General features: G+C 66.8%; 16 protein-coding genes and 1 pseudogene. 10 read left to right on the top strand and 7 right to left on the bottom strand.

Annotation, left to right across the window (positions count from 1 at the left end; translation table 11 throughout):
* The first annotated feature begins 124 nt into the window (after window positions 1-124).
* Complete coding sequence (locus AC56K1_RS10525; protein WP_497157786.1) at window positions 125-1123, top strand: response regulator; 999 nt, start codon at window positions 125-127, stop codon at window positions 1121-1123.
* Between the two features lie 159 nt (window positions 1124-1282).
* Here the strand turns inward: AC56K1_RS10525 and AC56K1_RS10520 are convergent, their stop codons facing one another.
* Window positions 1283-1732, bottom strand: a complete 450-nt coding sequence (locus tag AC56K1_RS10520) for a hypothetical protein (protein ID WP_497157785.1) — start codon at window positions 1730-1732, stop codon at window positions 1283-1285.
* Window positions 1733-1991: 259 nt separating this feature from the next.
* Here AC56K1_RS10520 and AC56K1_RS10515 point away from each other — a divergent pair, with 259 nt between their 5' ends.
* Window positions 1992-3617, top strand: a complete 1626-nt coding sequence (locus AC56K1_RS10515; RefSeq protein WP_497157784.1) for a response regulator — start codon at window positions 1992-1994, stop codon at window positions 3615-3617.
* Between the two features lie 137 nt (window positions 3618-3754).
* Here the strand turns inward: AC56K1_RS10515 and AC56K1_RS10510 are convergent, their stop codons facing one another.
* Window positions 3755-4210 carry a hemerythrin domain-containing protein gene (locus AC56K1_RS10510; protein WP_497157783.1) on the bottom strand — a complete coding sequence of 152 codons (456 nt, stop codon included), beginning with the start codon at window positions 4208-4210 and terminating at the stop codon, window positions 3755-3757.
* A 190-nt stretch (window positions 4211-4400) separates the two neighbouring features.
* Between AC56K1_RS10510 and AC56K1_RS10505 the strand changes: the two genes are divergently transcribed.
* Window positions 4401-5138 (top strand): sensor histidine kinase, encoded by a 738-nt coding sequence (locus AC56K1_RS10505; RefSeq protein ID WP_497157782.1) that lies wholly within the window; start codon window positions 4401-4403, stop codon window positions 5136-5138.
* 21 nt (window positions 5139-5159) lie between these two features.
* Here the strand turns inward: AC56K1_RS10505 and AC56K1_RS10500 are convergent, their stop codons facing one another.
* Window positions 5160-6509: an NAD(P)/FAD-dependent oxidoreductase gene (locus tag AC56K1_RS10500; RefSeq protein WP_497157781.1), complete on the bottom strand. Its 1350-nt coding sequence runs from the start codon at window positions 6507-6509 to the stop codon at window positions 5160-5162.
* A gap of 161 nt (window positions 6510-6670) precedes the next feature.
* On the opposite strand from AC56K1_RS10500, the gene AC56K1_RS10495 reads away from it, so the two are divergent.
* Window positions 6671-7669, top strand: coding sequence for an aldo/keto reductase (locus AC56K1_RS10495; RefSeq protein ID WP_497157780.1), 999 nt, complete (start codon window positions 6671-6673; stop codon window positions 7667-7669).
* A 15-nt stretch (window positions 7670-7684) separates the two neighbouring features.
* Here the strand turns inward: AC56K1_RS10495 and AC56K1_RS10490 are convergent, their stop codons facing one another.
* The 3 genes from AC56K1_RS10490 to AC56K1_RS10480 form a co-directional block, all read right to left on the bottom strand.
* Complete coding sequence (locus AC56K1_RS10490; protein WP_497157779.1) at window positions 7685-8167, bottom strand: hypothetical protein; 483 nt, start codon at window positions 8165-8167, stop codon at window positions 7685-7687.
* A gap of 102 nt (window positions 8168-8269) precedes the next feature.
* Window positions 8270-9040 (bottom strand): LytR/AlgR family response regulator transcription factor, encoded by a 771-nt coding sequence (locus AC56K1_RS10485; protein ID WP_497157778.1) that lies wholly within the window; start codon window positions 9038-9040, stop codon window positions 8270-8272.
* Window positions 9033-10331, bottom strand: coding sequence for a sensor histidine kinase (locus AC56K1_RS10480; RefSeq protein WP_497157777.1), 1299 nt, complete (start codon window positions 10329-10331; stop codon window positions 9033-9035). Before AC56K1_RS10480 ends, AC56K1_RS10485 begins: the two co-directional genes overlap by 8 nt.
* Window positions 10332-10547: 216 nt before the next feature.
* Between AC56K1_RS10480 and AC56K1_RS10475 the strand changes: the two genes are divergently transcribed.
* The 3 genes from AC56K1_RS10475 to AC56K1_RS10465 all read left to right on the top strand — a co-directional run bounded on the left by AC56K1_RS10475 (window position 10548) and on the right by AC56K1_RS10465 (window position 12761).
* The gene (locus tag AC56K1_RS10475) at window positions 10548-11219 is read left to right on the top strand and encodes a hypothetical protein (protein WP_497157776.1); all 672 of its coding nucleotides are present in this window, start codon (window positions 10548-10550) and stop codon (window positions 11217-11219) included.
* Between the two features lie 69 nt (window positions 11220-11288).
* Entirely contained in the window at window positions 11289-11414 is a 126-nt protein-coding gene (locus AC56K1_RS10470; RefSeq protein ID WP_497157775.1) for a hypothetical protein, read from the top strand.
* 99 nt (window positions 11415-11513) lie between these two features.
* Window positions 11514-12761, top strand: coding sequence for a DEAD/DEAH box helicase (locus AC56K1_RS10465; protein WP_497157774.1), 1248 nt, complete (start codon window positions 11514-11516; stop codon window positions 12759-12761).
* A gap of 149 nt (window positions 12762-12910) precedes the next feature.
* On the opposite strand, the gene AC56K1_RS10460 is transcribed toward AC56K1_RS10465, so the two are convergent.
* A complete protein-coding gene (locus tag AC56K1_RS10460) occupies window positions 12911-15589 on the bottom strand; it encodes a bifunctional acetate--CoA ligase family protein/GNAT family N-acetyltransferase (protein ID WP_497157773.1) in 2679 nt (892 codons plus the stop codon).
* 247 nt (window positions 15590-15836) lie between these two features.
* Here AC56K1_RS10460 and AC56K1_RS10455 point away from each other — a divergent pair, with 247 nt between their 5' ends.
* The 3 genes and pseudogenes from AC56K1_RS10455 (at window position 15837) to AC56K1_RS10445 (ending at window position 16956) form a co-directional block, all read left to right on the top strand.
* The gene (locus tag AC56K1_RS10455; protein ID WP_497157772.1) at window positions 15837-16118 is read left to right on the top strand and encodes a hypothetical protein; all 282 of its coding nucleotides are present in this window, start codon (window positions 15837-15839) and stop codon (window positions 16116-16118) included.
* A gap of 276 nt (window positions 16119-16394) precedes the next feature.
* Window positions 16395-16564 (top strand): annotated as a pseudogene (locus AC56K1_RS10450) (copper oxidase); the annotation flags it as partial.
* Window positions 16565-16599: 35 nt separating this feature from the next.
* Window positions 16600-16956: a translation initiation factor Sui1 gene (locus AC56K1_RS10445; RefSeq protein ID WP_497157771.1), complete on the top strand. Its 357-nt coding sequence runs from the start codon at window positions 16600-16602 to the stop codon at window positions 16954-16956.
* Window positions 16957-17021: the final 65 nt, after the last annotated feature.

The following is a 17021-nucleotide window of genomic DNA, read 5'->3' as shown; positions in this document are numbered from 1 at the left end:
CCAGCTCACGCGGCGCTGTCCTACAAGAAATTTTGTAGGGTTTGCTAGACTATGCAGAGATGGGACAAGCCCATTCCAGAGAGAAATGGAACAGGCTCACCAGACCGAGTAGAAGAGACCAAGCATGCCGAGCAGACAAGACATTTTGAACGCAAAAATCCTGGTGGTGGACGACTCGCCGGACAATATCGAATTGATGGAAGAGATATTGCGCGAGGAAGGCTACACCTGCGTCAGTTCGACCATGTTCCCGGACCAGGTATGCCCGCTGCACCGCGAGCATAACTACGACCTGATCCTGCTCGACCTGCAGATGCCGGGCATGAACGGCTTCCAGGTCATGAAGGGCCTGAAGGAAATCGAACAGGGCGGCTACCTGCCGGTTCTGGCCCTCACCGCCCAGCCGAGCTTCAAGATCGCTGCGCTCGAAGCCGGTGCGCGCGACTTCATCAGCAAGCCCTTCGACCTGCTCGAGGTGCACAAGCGCATCCATAACATGCTCGAAGTACGCCTGCTCTATAAAGAGCTGGCCCAGTACAGCCGCGCCCAGCAGGAACTGGCACTGCACGACGCCCTCACCGGCCTGCCGAACCGCCGCCTGCTGGAAGACCGCATCGAAACCGCCCTCCAGCACGCCAACCGCAGCCATGCCAAGGCCGCGATCATGTACCTCGATCTGGACGGCTTCAAGGCGATCAACGACACCTATGGCCACGCCTACGGCGACGAGATCCTGAAGATGGTCTCGCAGCGCCTGCTGGCCAGTTCGCGCAAGGAAGACACGGTCGCTCGCCTCGGCGGCGACGAGTTCATGGTGGTGCTGGGCGACATCCATTGCCTGGCCGACGCCCAGGGTCCGGCCGCCAAGCTGGTCGAAGCCCTGTCCGAGCCCTTCTTCATCAAGGACCTGACCTTGCGCCTGTCGACCTCGATCGGCATCAGTATCTATCCGGACGACGCCGAATCGGTCGACTCGCTCATCAGCATCGCCGACTACGCGCTGTACGAAGCCAAGCGCGCCGGCAAGAACCGCTTCTGCTCGCCGGCGGCGAACCGCCAGTCCGCGACCAAGATGCCGCTGCCCTCGAGTGCCACGGTGGCCGAACTGGCGCCGCACCGCTAGGCCCTCATCGGCGAGCACAGGAAGTTCTTGGGCCCCGTCGGGCCCAAGTTCATTGGGGCGTCCCACCCGCTCGTCGCCCGGCTACTGCATAAACAAACAGGCCACGAACAGCTTGCGCCGCCCGTGGCCCGTTTTACAAACTGAAGAAACCTGCCGGTATCAGCGGTTCCCGCCGTCGTCCTTCTGCAGGTAACCGGTACGCACCGCGGCATTGCGCAGCGCCTCTTCGGAGTGCGCTTCCATGGCCTGGGCGCCCTGGTGGTCGCGGGCGGCGTCGACCTTGTCCGGCGCCACTTCGATGCGGGTGATGCCCGAATCGACCGAAATCGGGTCGCTGGCCGGGAAGGTCATCTCGACGGCGTCGTCGAGCAGGCATTCTTCCGCCTGTTCCTTGCTGCAAGCGCCTTCGCAGGTCGCCAGCGCATGGATGGCCACGGCGTAGTTCACGACCGGCAGCTTCGCGAGGTCGCCGACCGTTTTCACGCCGACGGCAGCAAATGCACTAGCCTGCTGTTCGGTAATGCCGCTCAGGGCGCTCAGCGGCGCGTTGACCAGCTCGCTAAATGACTTGCCGTGGAATTGTTGAATTACGATGTTATCAATATTCATGATTGTCCTTTCAAGTTGGGGCCCCGGTCCTCCATCGAATACGGCTGAACTGGACATCTCCACTATCGCATATGGGGTGTGTGGCGTATGTGCGGCAACGTACCGGTAACCATGCACACAATTGAGGTTTTTGCTCTGGTGCACTTTATTCGCCGTGCTATCATTTGCTGTTATTACGCAGGCTTTCTTTAACGTAACATTCGGCTCCGGTATTCTCGTTCCGAAGGCATTCCCTTTTGGCGAAAGTACCGCAAACATCGTGGCACATACTGATAAACCGAAAATTCTTGTCGTTAATGACGATGCGGCAAGCCTGCTAGCGCTGACGAGCTTGCTTGACCAATGGGCGGACGAGAGCAACTACACGGTCCATTCCGCCCGTTCCGGCCAGGAAGCCCTGCGCCAGGTGCTGCTGCATGACTTCGCGGTCATCCTGCTCGACGTGAACATGCCGGGCATGGACGGTTTCGAGACTGCCGAAGCAATCCACCAGCGTGCGCGCTCGGCCGACATCCCGATCATTTTCGTCACCGCCTTCCTGGCCGACGAAATCGACCGCCTGAAGGCCTACCAGCGCGGCGCCGCCGATTTCATGTTCACGCCGGTGATCCCGCAGGTGCTGCATGCCAAGGTGTCGGTGTTCGTGGCCCTGGCCATGAAGAACGAACAGCTCAAGCGCCAGGCCGAGAAGCTGTCGCAGCGCACCACCGAGCTGACCGCGACCAATCGCCGCCTCGTGCGCGAGATGGAAGAACGCCGCGACGCCGAGCGCAAGAGCCACGCCAAGGACGAATTCCTCGCCATGCTGGGCCACGAGCTGCGCAACCCGCTGTCGGCCATCAGCAGCGCCTCCTCGCTGATCGGCCTGGCGGGCGCCAACAGCGAGACCGTCGGCCGCGCCAAGCAGATCATCCAGCGCCAGAGCCAGCATTTGTCGCGCATCGTGGACGACCTGCTCGATTTGTCGCGTGCGATGTCGGGCAAGATCCTGCTGGCGCGCAAACCGATCGACCTGGCCAACCTGGTGTCCGGCTGCCTGGAAACCTTCCGCGCCACCGGCCGCACCGCCGGTTACCGCTTCAGCGTCGACCTGGCTCCCGGCTGGGTGGACGGCGACGCGACCCGCCTCGAGCAGATCACCTCGAACCTGCTCGATAACGCGATCAAGTACACCCCGGCCGGCGGCAACATCGACATCAACCTGGCCGAAACGGCAGGCGAAGTCGTGCTGACCGTGCGCGACAGCGGCGTGGGCATCCCGGCCGAGCTGCTGCCGCATGTGTTCGACGTGTTCGTGCAGGGGGCGATCTCGATCGACCGCTCGCAGGGCGGCCTGGGCATCGGCCTGTCGCTGGTGCGCCGCCTGGTGGAACTGCATGGCGGCAGCGTCAGCGCGCAGAGCGAAGGCAGCGGCAACGGCTCGACCTTCCTGATCCGCTTGCCGCGCACCGAGCCTGCCGTGGCGCCGCAGGCGCCCCAGCATTCGCTGGGCGACAACACCGGCAAGCCATCGGTGCTGCTGATCGAAGACAATGAAGACGGTCGCGAAATGATGGCGACCATGCTGGCCGCCCACGGCTTCCCGGTGGCCCAGGCGGCCGACGGGCTGCAGGGCGTGGCGGCCGCCGTCAGCGGCTTGCCGGCGGCAGCCCTGGTGGACATCGGCCTGCCCGGCATCGATGGGTATGAGGTGGCGCGCCGCCTGCGGCGCGATCCGGCCACGGCCGGCATCCGCTTGATTGCGCTGACGGGTTACGGCCTGGCCGAAGACCAGCGCCGCGTGCTGGAAGCAGGCTTCGACCAGCACCTGGTCAAGCCCGTGAGCATGGACCAACTGCTGGAAGCGCTGGCGCCGGCGAGCATGCCGGCGGCGGATGCGGCTTGATGTCGGTCTCGCGAATCGGCCGTTTGCGGCGTCACATGCGTTAGCGGCCTGCCGGCAGAACGGGGTTCCCGACTACGTGGGTACCCCATTTCAATGAGCGCGAGCTCAGCCCGCGTCGCGGCTTCCGGACACTATCTTTACTGCAGCTCAGCGGCGCGCGCCGCCATTTCCTGCCCCAGTCCCACCAGGTCGAGCTTCAGCTCGCGCATCTTGGGGAACATTTCTTTCTCTTCTTCCTCGACATGGTGCTCGACCAGCTCGCCCAGCACCTTCACCTTGGCGTCGTACAGGTCTTCGCCCGGGTCCATTTCCTGGATCTGGGCGATCAGGTCTTTGGCCGAGGCGTGCTCGACGACGGCCTCGTCGACCATGTCTTCGGTTTCCTCGGTCGCTTCACGCACGGCCGGATACAGGATTTCTTCCTCGATCGTGGTGTGCATGATGAGCGCGTCGCAGATCTTGTCGGCGAGCTTTTTCTTGCTGACCTTGGCGCGGTCCGTCATGTTCTCGAACTCGTCGAACATGGATTTGACTTCGCGGTGCTGCGCGGTGAGCAGCGTGATGGCATCCTGCGGTTTGGCTGCGGTCGTCATTTGTGTTACCCCCGGTTATGTTAATAAAGTGGTATCTCCCACGACCCCAGCATCGCGCGAAACCGCCGACCCGACTGTACGGCACCGCACGCTGTTCCCCGGATGAAAGGGACGGGCGGCGCCATCCGGCTTGCGCGCCCCCTTCCGTCCAACTGTTGTATGATTTGGGAAACATTTAATCGAGCTTACGATGACCGAACCGGCACCTCCGCAGTCCGACACGGCCCAGGGCGCATCCCATGCGCCGGCCGAGGACCGCAGCGCTGAACTCACCGAGATGCTGGCCTACGTGTCCGGCTGCTGGGACGAGGAACGCCGCCTGCTGGCACGCCAGCTGCATGACAGCCTCGGCTCGTCGATGACGGCGCTGACCATGCACCTGGCCCTGCTGAGCCAGCACATCCCTGCCGAGAACAAGTCGATGCGCGACCGCGGTGCGCAGATGAAGACCCTGCTGGCGAACATCATCGAGACCAACCGCAAGATGCAGCTCGAGCTGTGGAACGACAAGCTCGAATTCCTCGGTTTGAAAGCCGCGCTGGCCGAGCTGGTGCCCGAATTCGGGGCCGCGCACGGCTTGACCGCGCGCGCCAGCCTGCCCGACGAAGACGGAGCCCACAGCCGCTCGCAAGGCGTGGTGCTGCTGCGCTGCGCCGAGGAAGGCCTGCGCAACGTGGCCGCGCATGCGCGTGCGACCGAAGTCGACGTGGTGCTCGACGACGATGGCGAGCAGCTGATGCTGAGCGTGCGCGACAACGGCATCGGCCTGCCGGCGGGCGCCAGGGTCATGGAGGCCAACAGCTGCCATGGCCTGCGCCTGCTGCGCGAGCGCGCCCGCTTCCTCGGCGGCACACTGGAATTGTCCGCGCCTGAAGGCGGCGGCGCCCTGCTGCGCATGACCTTGCCGAAGGACGCGCCGGCCGCCTGAGCCCGCGCGCCCCGGCGCAGCTCAGTGCAGTTTGACCAAAGGCGTGGCCCGCCGCACCAGGAAGCGCGCCACCGCCAGCACCCCGGTGCGCATGGTGCCGAGCACGGCGCGGTGGTGCATCAGGTGCAGGCTGGTGTACATCAGGCGCGCCATCGAGCCCTGCACGAACCAGCTTGCGCCACGCAGGGAGCCCATCAGGCTGCCCACGCTGGTGCGGCGGCCCACCGACACCAGCGAACCATAATCCCGATACTCGTAAGGCGTCGTTTGCGGCGCCTCGCCCTTGTGCCTGCGCAAGAAGGTCGTGACCAGGTAATCGGCCTGCTGGTGCGCCGCCTGGGCGCGCGGCGGCACCACGTTCCCGTTGCCGTCGACGCAGGCAGCGCAATCGCCCAGCGCATACAGGTCCGGCATGCCCTTGACCCTCAAGTGCGCATCGACCTCGACCTGGCCACCCTTGGCCAGCGGCAGGCCGAAGGTCTCGAGCAGCTCGGGCGCGCGGATGCCCGCGGCCCAGACGCACAGCTTCGACGGGTAGACATTGCCCTGCTGGTCGATCACGCGGTCTTTCTCGATGGCCGTGACGCGGCAGTTGGCGACCACGCGGATGCCGCGCTCGTCCAGCAGTTTGGCGGCGGCATCCGACACTTTTTCGGGCAGCGGCGCCAGCACCCGCGGCGCGCCTTCCAGGATGGTGATGCGCACGTCGCGCCGCACGTCCAGCTGGTCGAAACCATAGGTGACATAGGCGCCGGAGGCTTCGCGCAGTTCGGCCGCCAGTTCCACGCCGGTGGCGCCGCCGCCGATGATGACCACGTCCAGCCCCCCGCCCCGGCGCTGCCCGCCGCCGTTCTCCTGTTCCTGGTCCTGCTCTTCCTGGTCCTGTTCCGCGGCCAGCATCAGGCGCAGCATGCGCAGGCGGAAGCGCTCGGCGTCTTCGGTGGCGTTCAGGGAAATGGTGTGTTCGCGGGCGCCGGGCACGCCGAAATAATTGGAGGTGCTGCCGATGGCCAGCACCAGCGCGCCGTAGCGCAGTCGCCGCTCGGGCAGGACTTCGTCCTTGTCGGCGGCGGATACGATGGCTCCGACCGTGAGGGTTTTAGCCGCGGCGTCGAGCGCCGTCATCGGGCCGAACACGAAATTGAAGCCATTGTCGTGTGCCAGCATCTGGTAGGACAGGCCTTCCTGGTGGATGTCCAGGGTTCCGGCCGCTACCTCGTGCAGCGACGGCTTCCAGATATGGTAGAGCCGGCTGTCCACCAGCGTCACCTTCGACGGCCCGAGTTTCCGGCCCAGTTTGCAGGCCAGCTCCAGGCCGCCTGCCCCACCACCCACGATCACGATATCGCTACGCAAAGCAAGCTCCTTCATGGCGCCCGTCCGGCAATGCCAGCACATGGGCGATGTGGCAATCTTACTACGTTTGCGCAGGCTCAGCACTGAGGCCGCGGCGCATGCATCGGAGGCGAAGCGCGGCATGCCCAATCATGCGCGGGGGCGGCCGGTGTAGCATGGCCCGGCAGGCCAACGACATGAAAGGAGACGAGGTGAACCAGCGCTACCGACCGATCACGCACCTTGGCCTGGGCGGCACCGGGCTGGGTGACATGTACCACACCACCAGCGACGAGGCGGCGCACGCCACCGTCGATGCCGCCTGGGACACGGGTATCCGCTATTTCGACACCGCGCCGCACTATGGCACCGGGCTGTCCGAGCACCGCTTCGGCCAGGCCTTGCGCCGCCGCGCCCGCGGCGACTACACGCTCTCGACCAAGGTCGGGCGCCTCCTGGTGCCGGATGGCGCCGGCGACCTTGCCGCTCCCTTCGTGTCCTCGATGCCGTTCCGGCGCGTGATCGACTTCACCGCCGGCGCCGCGCGCCGCGCGGTCGAGGACAGCCTGCAGCGCCTGGCCCTGGGCAGCATCGACATCGTCTACGTGCACGACTTGTCGCCGGACGCCTTCGGCAGCGAGTTCGAGCACTATTTCAGGGTGGCGTCCGGCCCCGGCGGCGCATTTGAAGGCCTGGTGCGGATGCGCGAGGAAGGCATGATCAAGGGCTGGGGCCTGGGCGTGAACACGGTCGAGCCCTGCCTGCGCGCGCTGCAGCAGTCCGATCCCGACATCTTCCTGCTGGCCGGGCGCTACACGCTGATGGAAACGACGGCGCTGGACGCCCTCTTCCCGCTGTGCGCAAGGCGCGGCGCCGGGGTGGTGCTGGGCGGCCCCTACAACTCCGGCTTCCTGGCCGGCGGCGACCATTACGATTACCTGCCGGCCAGCCCGCAGCGCCATGCCCAGCGCGAACGCCTGCGCCGGGTCGCCACGCACCACGGCGTCGACCTGGCCGCTGCCGCGCTGCAGTTCGGCGCGGCCCACCCGGTAGTGGTGGCTACCATCCCGGGCGCGAGCAGCGCCCATCACCTGCGCCGCAATGCGGCCCTGTTGGAGGCGCCGATTCCGGCCCAGTTCTGGGAAGAGCTGGTACAGGACGGCTTGCTGCCGCGCGAAGCGCCGCTGCCGGGCTAGCCGGCCGGCTGCTCCCTAGTCGTGACCGCGGCCGTGGCCCTTGTCATGGCCTTTGTTGTGGTGCTTGTCCTTGTGCTTGCCATGCCCGCGGTCGTCGTGACGGTCGTTCCGGTCGTCGCGGCGATCGTGGCGGTCGTCGCGGCGGTCGTCGCGGTCATATCCGCCGTGGCTTTCGCGGTAGCGCGGCGCATACACGTCCGAATACCACTGGTCCTGCACGAACATCACCGGCTGGCCGCAGGCGCCGTATTTGCGGCAATGCTTCTTCCAGTTCTTGCGGTGGCCCGGCGGCACCCGCAGGTAGACCGGCTGCACGTTGCTGCGGTAGTGGCGCTCGACGATGACCGGCTGCGCCAGGTAAACCGGCGGCGGGCCGTAGTCGCCAATGTCCAGGCGGCCGTAGAAGCCCGGCTGGCCGATGTTGATGCTGACATTGGTCTGGGCCAGAGCCGGGAAGGATGCGGCCGCCAGGGCTGCGCAAAGGATCAGGGATTTCATGGGTGCCTCTCAAGAGTTGATGTAAACACGTTACCATCGGCAACGTCATTCGGATGTACGGTAGCGAACATTCATCTCCTGCGGGCACCCTTTCACACTCGCTTACATATTCCGAAACAGGGTCATGAAGGGCTGGCTCACGGCGAGGGTCTCGGGCCGGTTCTTCAGCCGCACGATGCCGCGCCCGGTGTCGTCGCGCGTCACGCCGGCCACCGCGCGCAGGTTGACGATGGTCGAGCGGTGCACCTGCTTGAACATGGAAGGGTCGAGCACGTCCAGCAAATCGCGGATGGGTTTGCGCAGCAGCGCTTCGCCGTCCGCCGTCATTACCACGGTGTACTTGCTGTCGGCCTGGAAGTAGGCCACGTCGTCGACCAGGATCAGGCGCGTCTCCTGGCCGCGGCTGGCGGTGAGCCAGACCAGCGGCGGGGCCTTGGGCTGGGGCGGCGCGACGCTCGCCAGCTGCTGCAACAATGCCTGCAACTGGCCCACGTCCTGGACGCCGCGCGCCAGGCGTTCCTTCACCCGCCCCACCGTCCCCGCGAGCCGCTCGCGCGCCACCGGCTTGAGCAGGTAATCCACGGCGCCGCGCTCAAACGCATCGATCGCATACTGGTCGTAGGCGGTCACGAACACCACCTCGGTTCTTATCCCTGAATCCAGCAAGCTCGATGCCACTTCCAGCCCGCTCAAGCCCGGCATGCGAATATCGAGGAAGGCCACCTCGGGCTGGCAGGCGGCGATCGCCTCTAACGCAGTGCCGCCGTCCTCGCAGGCGGCGACGATTTCCAGTTCGGGCCAGACCTGGCCGAGAAGCTGCACCAGCGACTCGCGCAACAGGGCTTCGTCTTCGGCAATCACGCATTTAGGCATGATGGACTCCTTCGCCAACCGTGCTGTTGACCGCATTGGGCACCGTGATGGTGGCCGCCACGCCGCTCGGGAAGTTGGCGACGATCGAGAACGAAGCCGCGCTGCCGTAGGCAAGGCGCAGGCGCTCGCGCACGTTGCGCAGGCCGACCCCGGTACCGCCGCCCTCGGCGGTGAAGCCGCGGCCGTCGTCGGCCACCGTCACGGCCACCGCGTTGTCGACCTGGCGCGCCAGGATCCAGACCGTGCCGCCGCCCGGTTTCGATTCCAGGCCATGCTTGATCGCGTTCTCGACCAGGGTCTGCAGCATCATGCTCGGGAACAGCACGCCGCGCAGGGCATCCGGAATATCGACCTGCAGCTGCAGGCGCGGGCCCATGCGGATCTTCAGGATGTCGAGGTAGGCCCTGGCCCGCTCGAGTTCCTCGCCGATGGTCGAGGGAGCATCCTCGGTGCGCGGCAGCGAGTGGCGCAGGTACTGGATCAGGTTGCCCAGCATCTCGTCGGCGCGCGCCGGATCGGTGCGCGTGAGCACCTGGGCGCTGGCCAGGGTGTTGTACAGGAAGTGCGGCTCGACCTGGGCGTGCAACAGGTTCAGCTTGGCGACGGTGAGCTCCTTTTCGGTGGCGGTCTGGCGCACCTTGGCTTTTTCGCCGCGGCGACGCTCGGCCACGCGGCGGGTGATGGCGCGCACGATGGCCTCGGCGTTTTCCAGGTTGGTGCCGTGGTCGACCAGGAACCAGTCGGTCCAGGCCGCGCCTTCCGGCTCGCAGATCAGGGTTACGCTGCCGGCCTCGTCGCCGTTGGGCGTGACGGTGGCCAGGATCTGGTTGCGGCGCGAACCGAAATGGTCGAGCGCCCACCTGGACACCGCGCTGTCTCCGCGTTCGTTATTGCCGTAGGGGTCGATGCGGGCCACCTTGGCGCGCACCTGCAGGCTGTCGCGGGCGCTCTCCGAGATCACCGCGCCCGGCAGTTCGCGTATGGCGGCGTCGATCAGGTCGAAGGCTTCGCCGGCCTCGAACGGGATCTCGATCTGGCGCCGCTGGCGGTTCGACAGCGTGCTGGAGTTGACCGCACCCGACACCAGGCGCACCCGGCGAATGTGCGAGAACACGCCGGACAGCACCCACAGCCCCAGCACGAAGCCGAGCAGCACCAGATAGCCGCCGAGGTCGCGCTCGCCGAACTCGGTGTGCTTGAAGATCGACTCGACCAGGAACACGCAGGAAGTAATGTAGACGATGAGCCAGGCGGCGAGCAGCCGGCCGAAATGGAAGGTACTTGAAATCATGATGTTCTCTCAGTAGTCAGGGCAGCGCCAGATTAGTCCCGGTCTCCGTTGCCAGGTCACATTATGCGACGGAGCGGGGATCAGGGCGACGAAACCGGGGACGGCGGGCATCAATAATCCGTTGCGCATTGGTCTCATCCCGGCTCGCGGCGCTCGCGCTATCGCGTGCCCTGCGGCTACAATGCCTGCGCTGATCGACACTGAAAGGTTTTCCGCATGTCCCTGAAACATATCGTCTTCGCTGCCGCCGCCATCGTGACCGGCGCTTCCGCCCAGGCCGGCGTCGCCCTCACCGCCGACCTCGGCACCACCGGCGCCGGTTTCCACGTGGTGGTCCCGATGGAGACCTACCTCAACGGCCGCTTCGGCGCCAACTATTTCAAGCACGACTTCGACAAGCGGTCGGGCCTGGTCGACTACCACCTGGACGGCAAGCTGCAGACCTTCGACATACTGTTCGACTGGTACCTGCGCCCGCAAGGCAGTTTCCGCCTGACGGGCGGCATCATGTACAACGGCACCCGCTTCGACGCGGTCGGCAAGCCGGGCGTGGGCGGGAGCTTCACCTTCAACGGCAACACCTATGCCAGCACCGATATCGGCACGCTGGAGGGGGACGTCACCTTCCGCCGCGCCGCGCCCTACCTGGGCATCGGCTGGGGCAATGCCTTGACCCCGAACAAGCGCTGGAACTTCTCCGCCGACCTCGGCGCCTTCTACCAGGGCAAGGGCACGGTCAACCTGATCCCGCGCGGCTGCGTCACCTCGAACGCCCTGTGCGGCCGGCTGGCGCGCGACGTCGCGGTCGAGGAACTGCGCCTGAGCCAGGATGCATCGGATTTCAAGGTCTATCCGGTGCTGCGCGCGAGCCTGTCGTACGGTTTCTAAAAAAACCACTGGCATATGCAATTCCGGCGCGGACCGGCGTATGATGGAAGCTCCCCTGGAGGATCCGCCATGCCACCGCGCCTTCTGCTCGCCGCCGCCTTCGCCATCACCTGCGCGCTTCTTGCAGGCTGCAAGGACCAGCGCGAGCCCGCCAAGCCCATCGTCGACCTGTCGCGGACCGCCGTCGACCACTGAGGCGGTTTCCTTCGCCAGCCTGCCCGTGCCGGCACCGGCCGCAGCCGCTGTCTTGATGTGAGACACTAGCGGCTGTTCATTTATTTCCGCAACCTACCCATGCCGTTTGCTTCCCTCGGACTGATCGACCACCTTAATCAGACCCTCGCTTCGCTCGACTACACCACCCCGACCACCGTGCAGCAGCAGGCGATTCCCGCCGTGCTGGCCGGCAAGGACGTCATGGCCGCCGCCCAGACCGGCACCGGCAAGACCGCCAGCTTCGCGCTGCCCCTGCTGCAGCGCTTGACCAAGAAAAGCACGCCGGTCAGCAGCAATGCCGCGCGCGTGCTGGTGCTGGTGCCGACCCGCGAGCTGGCCGAGCAGGTGCACGAGAGTTTCAAGACCTATGGCGCCGGCTTGCAGTTGCGCACGATGGTCGCCTATGGCGGCGTCAGCATCAATCCGCAAATGATGAGCCTGCGCAAGGGCGTGGACGTGCTGGTGGCCACCCCTGGCCGCCTGCTCGACCTGCACCGCCAGAACGCCGTCACCTTCAACGAAGTGCAGACCCTGGTGCTGGACGAAGCCGACCGCATGCTCGATCTCGGCTTCTCGCGCGAGCTCGACCAGGTGTTCGCCGCCCTCCCGAAAAAGCGCCAGACCCTGCTGTTCTCGGCCACGTTCTCCGACCAGATCCGCGCCATGGCCAACCGCCTGCTGCGCGAGCCGGTGCGTATCGAGGCCGCGCCGCGCAACTCGACCGTCACGGCGATCAGGCAGTGGCTGGTCACGGTCGATAAAAAACGCAAGTCCGAGCTGTTCCTGCACCTGCTGAAAAAACACGATTGGCCGCAGGTGCTGGCCTTCTGCAAGACGCGCAAGGGCGTGGACGAGCTGGTGTCGCTGCTCGATGCGAAGCGCATTTCCGCCGACTCGATCCACGGCGACAAGCCGCAACCGGCAAGGTTGCGCGCGCTGGAGCGCTTCAAGGCCGGCGAGGTGCGGGTGCTGGTGGCCACCGACGTGGCGGCGCGCGGGCTGGATATCGAGGATTTGCCGGTGGTGGTGAACGTGGACCTGCCGATCGTGGCCGAGGATTACGTGCACCGCACCGGGCGTACCGGACGCGCTGGAGCCTCGGGCGAAGCGGTGTCGCTGGTGTGCGCGGACGAAGTCGAGCAGCTGGCGGCGATCGAGGCGTTGACGCGGCAGACCCTGGAGCGGATCGAGGAGAACGGGTTCGTGCCGGATCACCGGGTGCCGGTGACGCAGGCGGGTGGGCAGATCGTCAAAAAGCCGAAGAAGCCGAAGAAGCCGAAGGGGAATGCGCCGGTGGTGACGGAGGATGTAAGGTTCAGGCGCTGAAATATTATTTCATCTTCGCGGCATCGATGAAATTTTCTTTCGCAGGGCGGGCGTTCAACGCACGCTTGCCTGCCACGGAGCGGGGCTGGATACCTGATTTGAACGCGCAGGCGGCGGAGCGTGATCTGGTCGACTGGACCAGATCACCCCTACAAAACCAGCTTCATCTCGCGCATGCCTTCCAACCCGGTCGACTTCACCGTAAACCCCAGCTTCTTCACCATCCCCGTGATCCGTGAATTCTGCGGCAGCGCCTCCCCCACGATCTCCCGCGTCCCGCGGCTCCGGCAGTAGGCAATCAGCTTCTCCATCATCATCTTCCCCAGCCCCATCCCCTTCAGGTCCGAGCGCACCGTCACCGCGAATTCCGCCGTGATGTTGTCGGGATCGGCCACCACCCTGCCGACCGCCAGCGTCTCGGCCACCCCATCCGCATTGGGGCGTGTCGCGATGAAGGCCATCTCGCGGTCGTAATCGATCTGCGTGAAGCGCGCCAGCTGCGAGGGCTGCAGCTCGCGAATCCGCACGAACATCCGGTAGCGCACGTCGTCCGGCGTCAGGGCGTCAAAAAAGGCCAGGTGCGCCGGCCCATCCTCGGGCCGGATCGGCCGCAGCAGGAGCGGGCCGCCATTCCACTCGATGGTCTCTTCGAGCTCGCGCGGATAGGGCCGGATGGCAAGGCGGTCGAGCGTGCTGCCAGAACGGTCGGCCAGGGCCAGGCGCATGCGCGCGTCGAGCACCACGACGCCCCTGGCATCGGCCAGCAGCGGGTTCAAGTCCAGCTCGACGATCTCCGGGATGTCCGACACCATGCGCGAGACCTGCACCAGGCTAGCCAGCACGGCGTCCATGTTCACCGCCGGCCGGTTGCGGTAGCCGGCCAGCAGCCGCGCCACCCGGGTGCGATCGACCAGGTCGCGCGCCAGCACCAGGTTCAGCGGCGGCAGGCCGACCGAGTGGTCGTCGGCCACTTCCACCGTCACCCCGCCCTGCCCGAACACGATCACCGGGCCGAATACGGCATCGAGCGCCGCACCGACAATCAGCTCGTGCGCACTGCCGCGCCGGACCATGGCCTGGACCGCGAAGCCCTCGAAGCGGGCATCGGGGAACAGTTCGCCCAGCCGGCGCCGCATGCGCGCGGCCGCCGCCCGCACGGCTTCCTCGGTATCGAGGTCGAGCGCCACGCCGCCGAAATCCGACTTGTGCATCACGTCCGGCGTCAGGATCTTGACCGCTACCGGATAGCCGATGTTCTGCGCCGCCTGCACTGCCCCTTCGATGTCCGGCGCGGCGCGGGTCTCGACCACCGCCATGCCGTAGGTGCGCAGGATCGCCTTGGTCTCCGGATCGGACAGCAGGTAGCGACCGTTGGCCAGGGCTTCGCGCACCAGCGCGCGCGCCGCGGCGCGGTCCGGCGCCACCGCGCCCGCCATCGAGGGCGGCACTTCCATGAGCAGGTTCTGGTTGCGCCGGTAATGCACCAGCTGCATGAAGCCGGCCACCGCGTCTTCCGGGGTGCGGTAGGCCGGCAGGCGCGCGCCGGAGGCAATCGCGCGCGCATCAAGCACCGAGGCCCCGCCCAGCCAGCACGAGAGGATGGCCTTGGAAGCCGTGCGCGCCAGCGGCGCAATGGCATCGGCTACGTCGCCGCTCGCTACCGTGGCGGTGGGCGACTGGATCACCAGCACCGCGTCGACCTGCGGGTCCTGCAGCAGGATCTCCATGGTCTCGCGGTAGAGCGCGGGCAGCGCCCCGCCCTGCAGGTTGACCACGTTCCCGCGCCGCCAGCCGGGCGCCAGCAGCGCATCGAGTTTTTCCGACGACGCCTTGGCGAACGGCGCCTCGACCCCGCCGCCGTAGGCCAGCGCATCGCGCGCCAGCATGCCGGGCCCGGCGCCATTGCTGACGATGGCCAGGCGCTCGCCATGCAGCGGGCGCGCATAGGCCAGGGTCTCGGCCGCCGAGAACAGCTGGTCGGTGGTGTACACGCGCAGCATGCCCGCACGCCGGATCGCGGCATCGAACACGTCATCGGGATGGGCCAGCGCCCCGCTCTCGCTGGCGGCGGCAGGCAGCGAACCGTCTTCGCGCCCGGCCTTGAGCACCAGCACCGGCTTGCTGCGCGCCGCCGCACGCGCCGCCGACATGAACTTGCGCGCATGGCGCAGGTCCTGCACGTACAGCAGAATGGCGGAGGTAGCTCCGTCGCTGGCCAGGTAATCGAGCACGTCGCCCAGATCGACGTCCGCGGCGTCGCCCAGTGCGACGAAATGCGAGAAGCCGATGCCGCGCGTATGCGCCCAGTCCAGCACCCCGGCCATCAAGGCGCCCGACTGCGACACGAAGGCGATCCGCCCCGGCAGCGCCCCGCTGTGCGCCACGCTCGCGTTCAGGCCCAGGCCGGGCACCAGCAGCCCGGCGCTGTTCGGGCCCAGCAGGCGCAGCAAATACGGGTGGGCCGCATCGAGCATGGCCTGGCGCAGGCTGCGCCCCTTGGGGTCGCGTGCGCCCTGCGGGATCGAGGTCAGCACCACGGCCGCGCGGGTGCCGCGTTCGCCCAGCTGGCGCACGATGGCCGGAATGGTCGACGGCGGCGTGCAGATCACGGCCAGCGCAGGCGCCTGCGGCAGCTCGGCCACGCTGGCATGGCAGCGTCGCCCTTCGAGTTCCTGGTACCTGGGATTGACCGGCCAGACCTCGCCCTTGAATCCCCCGGCCAGCAGGTTGTGCAGCAGGGTCGCGCCCAGGCTGCCGGGACGCGCGGAGGCGCCGATCAGGGCCACCGTGCCGGGCGCGAACAGGTGCTGGAGATTGCGTACGCTCATGCGGCTTTCCCGGCCGGGAAAGCCGCCGCAAGGGCGGCAGGGGAACAGGCAGCTGGCATGGGCGCGGTCTTTCCTCGTGAGCAGGTGCTTTGGCAGATGCTGGCCCGTGGCGGCCTTTATGAGGAGAGCATAGCGCCGCTTCGGAAGGCGGCGCGCACCGGACCGCGCAGCCGGCGTGGACCCGGGCGGCCCCGCCGGCGCGCGAGGCGGGCAGCGCGCGCAGGGCGGGCGAGCGGGCGCGGAACACGTGGGCTACGCTCAGTTCGAGCACGGGCAGCGTGGCGAGGGTGCCGAGGCAGGCGTGCGGCGGCACGGCGTAGAAGCGCAGGCGGAACTCGCGGTCGAGCTCGATGCTGCCGTTGAGGAAGCGGTCCGCGCCGGCGTCGAACAGCACCTGCACGACGATTTGCGCGGCGCGGCCTGCGATCTCTTCCTGGTTCTTCCTGCGGCGTGGTCCGAACGGGCGGGAAAGCATCTCCATCGCTTCGCTCCTGGTTTTATTCTTGTAAGCAATCGGGAAACACACTGACAGTACGTCGGTTTGCTGGCAATTGATCGACCGCCGGCTGTGGTGAACACCCATGCTAGAATGCCCGGTAAAGATGCTCGCCCGTACCCTCCTCGTCTGGTTCGTCTACTTGCCGTCCCCTTCCAGGGATGCGCCGCATGCTCGGTCGGCGCCGCCATCGCACCCGCCGCCCCGGCGACCTCCCCGGATTGCTGCCCTTGCAGCTGCTGTCCCGGCGCCGTTCCCGCGCGGGTTGCCGCGGTCGACCCCAAGTTCCCCGAGCGGCCTGCGCGTCCTCTCGGGCGCGGGGACTACCGCGACCCGGGCTGGTACAGGCATCCGGCGGGGACCGTGGCCCACGAGTGGACCGGCGCGCTGCCGGCAGCGCCACGGCCCCGCTGTCAGCGCCTTCGCGGCCTCTGGCCGCGCCGCACCAGGTGCGCAAACCCCATGGGCACGGGCATTGATCGCGTGCATTCCTACTTGACCATCCCCCCACACCATGAAGAACAGTTCAAGCAGCAGCCTGGTCTACTCGACCGAGAGCGGGCGCATGTGCCCCGGTTGCCGGCAGCCCCTCGCGCAGTGCACCTGCAAGGAGAAGTCGGTTGTGGCAGGCGACGGCGTGGTGCGCGTGTCGCGCCAGACCAAAGGCCGGGGCGGCAAGAGCGTCACGCTCGTCAAGGGCCTCGCATTCGATGCTGCTGCGCTGGCCGTGCTGGGCAAACAGCTGCGCACGGCCTGCGGGTCCGGCGGGACGGTGAAGGATGGCGTGATCGAGGTGCAAGGCGACCATTGTGACCTGATCATGGCGACGCTTGAGAAGCTTGGGCATCGGCCCAAGCGCGCTGGCGGCTGAGGTCTTTCTGCAGCAAGCGCCATGCGCGGCGCCGCCATGGGTCGGCGGAAGGTAATCTGCCACTT

Source organism: Telluria sp. ZB4P37 (genome assembly GCF_059685855.1).
The sequence above is the reverse complement of the archived record's forward strand: the minus strand, read 5'-3'. Positions and strand labels throughout refer to the sequence as shown.

Coding starts and splice junctions, on each gene's coding strand:
- AC56K1_RS10525 (WP_497157786.1), top strand. CDS start 125: ATGCCGAGCAGACAAGACATTTTGAACGCAAAAATCCTGGTGGTGGAC.
- AC56K1_RS10520 (WP_497157785.1), bottom strand. CDS start 1,732: ATGAATATTGATAACATCGTAATTCAACAATTCCACGGCAAGTCATTT.
- AC56K1_RS10510 (WP_497157783.1), bottom strand. CDS start 4,210: ATGACGACCGCAGCCAAACCGCAGGATGCCATCACGCTGCTCACCGCG.
- AC56K1_RS10505 (WP_497157782.1), top strand. CDS start 4,401: ATGACCGAACCGGCACCTCCGCAGTCCGACACGGCCCAGGGCGCATCC.
- AC56K1_RS10500 (WP_497157781.1), bottom strand. CDS start 6,509: ATGAAGGAGCTTGCTTTGCGTAGCGATATCGTGATCGTGGGTGGTGGG.
- AC56K1_RS10495 (WP_497157780.1), top strand. CDS start 6,671: ATGAAAGGAGACGAGGTGAACCAGCGCTACCGACCGATCACGCACCTT.
- AC56K1_RS10490 (WP_497157779.1), bottom strand. CDS start 8,167: ATGAAATCCCTGATCCTTTGCGCAGCCCTGGCGGCCGCATCCTTCCCG.
- AC56K1_RS10485 (WP_497157778.1), bottom strand. CDS start 9,040: ATGCCTAAATGCGTGATTGCCGAAGACGAAGCCCTGTTGCGCGAGTCG.
- AC56K1_RS10480 (WP_497157777.1), bottom strand. CDS start 10,331: ATGATTTCAAGTACCTTCCATTTCGGCCGGCTGCTCGCCGCCTGGCTC.
- AC56K1_RS10475 (WP_497157776.1), top strand. CDS start 10,548: ATGTCCCTGAAACATATCGTCTTCGCTGCCGCCGCCATCGTGACCGGC.
- AC56K1_RS10470 (WP_497157775.1), top strand. CDS start 11,289: ATGCCACCGCGCCTTCTGCTCGCCGCCGCCTTCGCCATCACCTGCGCG.
- AC56K1_RS10465 (WP_497157774.1), top strand. CDS start 11,514: ATGCCGTTTGCTTCCCTCGGACTGATCGACCACCTTAATCAGACCCTC.
- AC56K1_RS10460 (WP_497157773.1), bottom strand. CDS start 15,589: ATGAGCGTACGCAATCTCCAGCACCTGTTCGCGCCCGGCACGGTGGCC.
- AC56K1_RS10445 (WP_497157771.1), top strand. CDS start 16,600: ATGAAGAACAGTTCAAGCAGCAGCCTGGTCTACTCGACCGAGAGCGGG.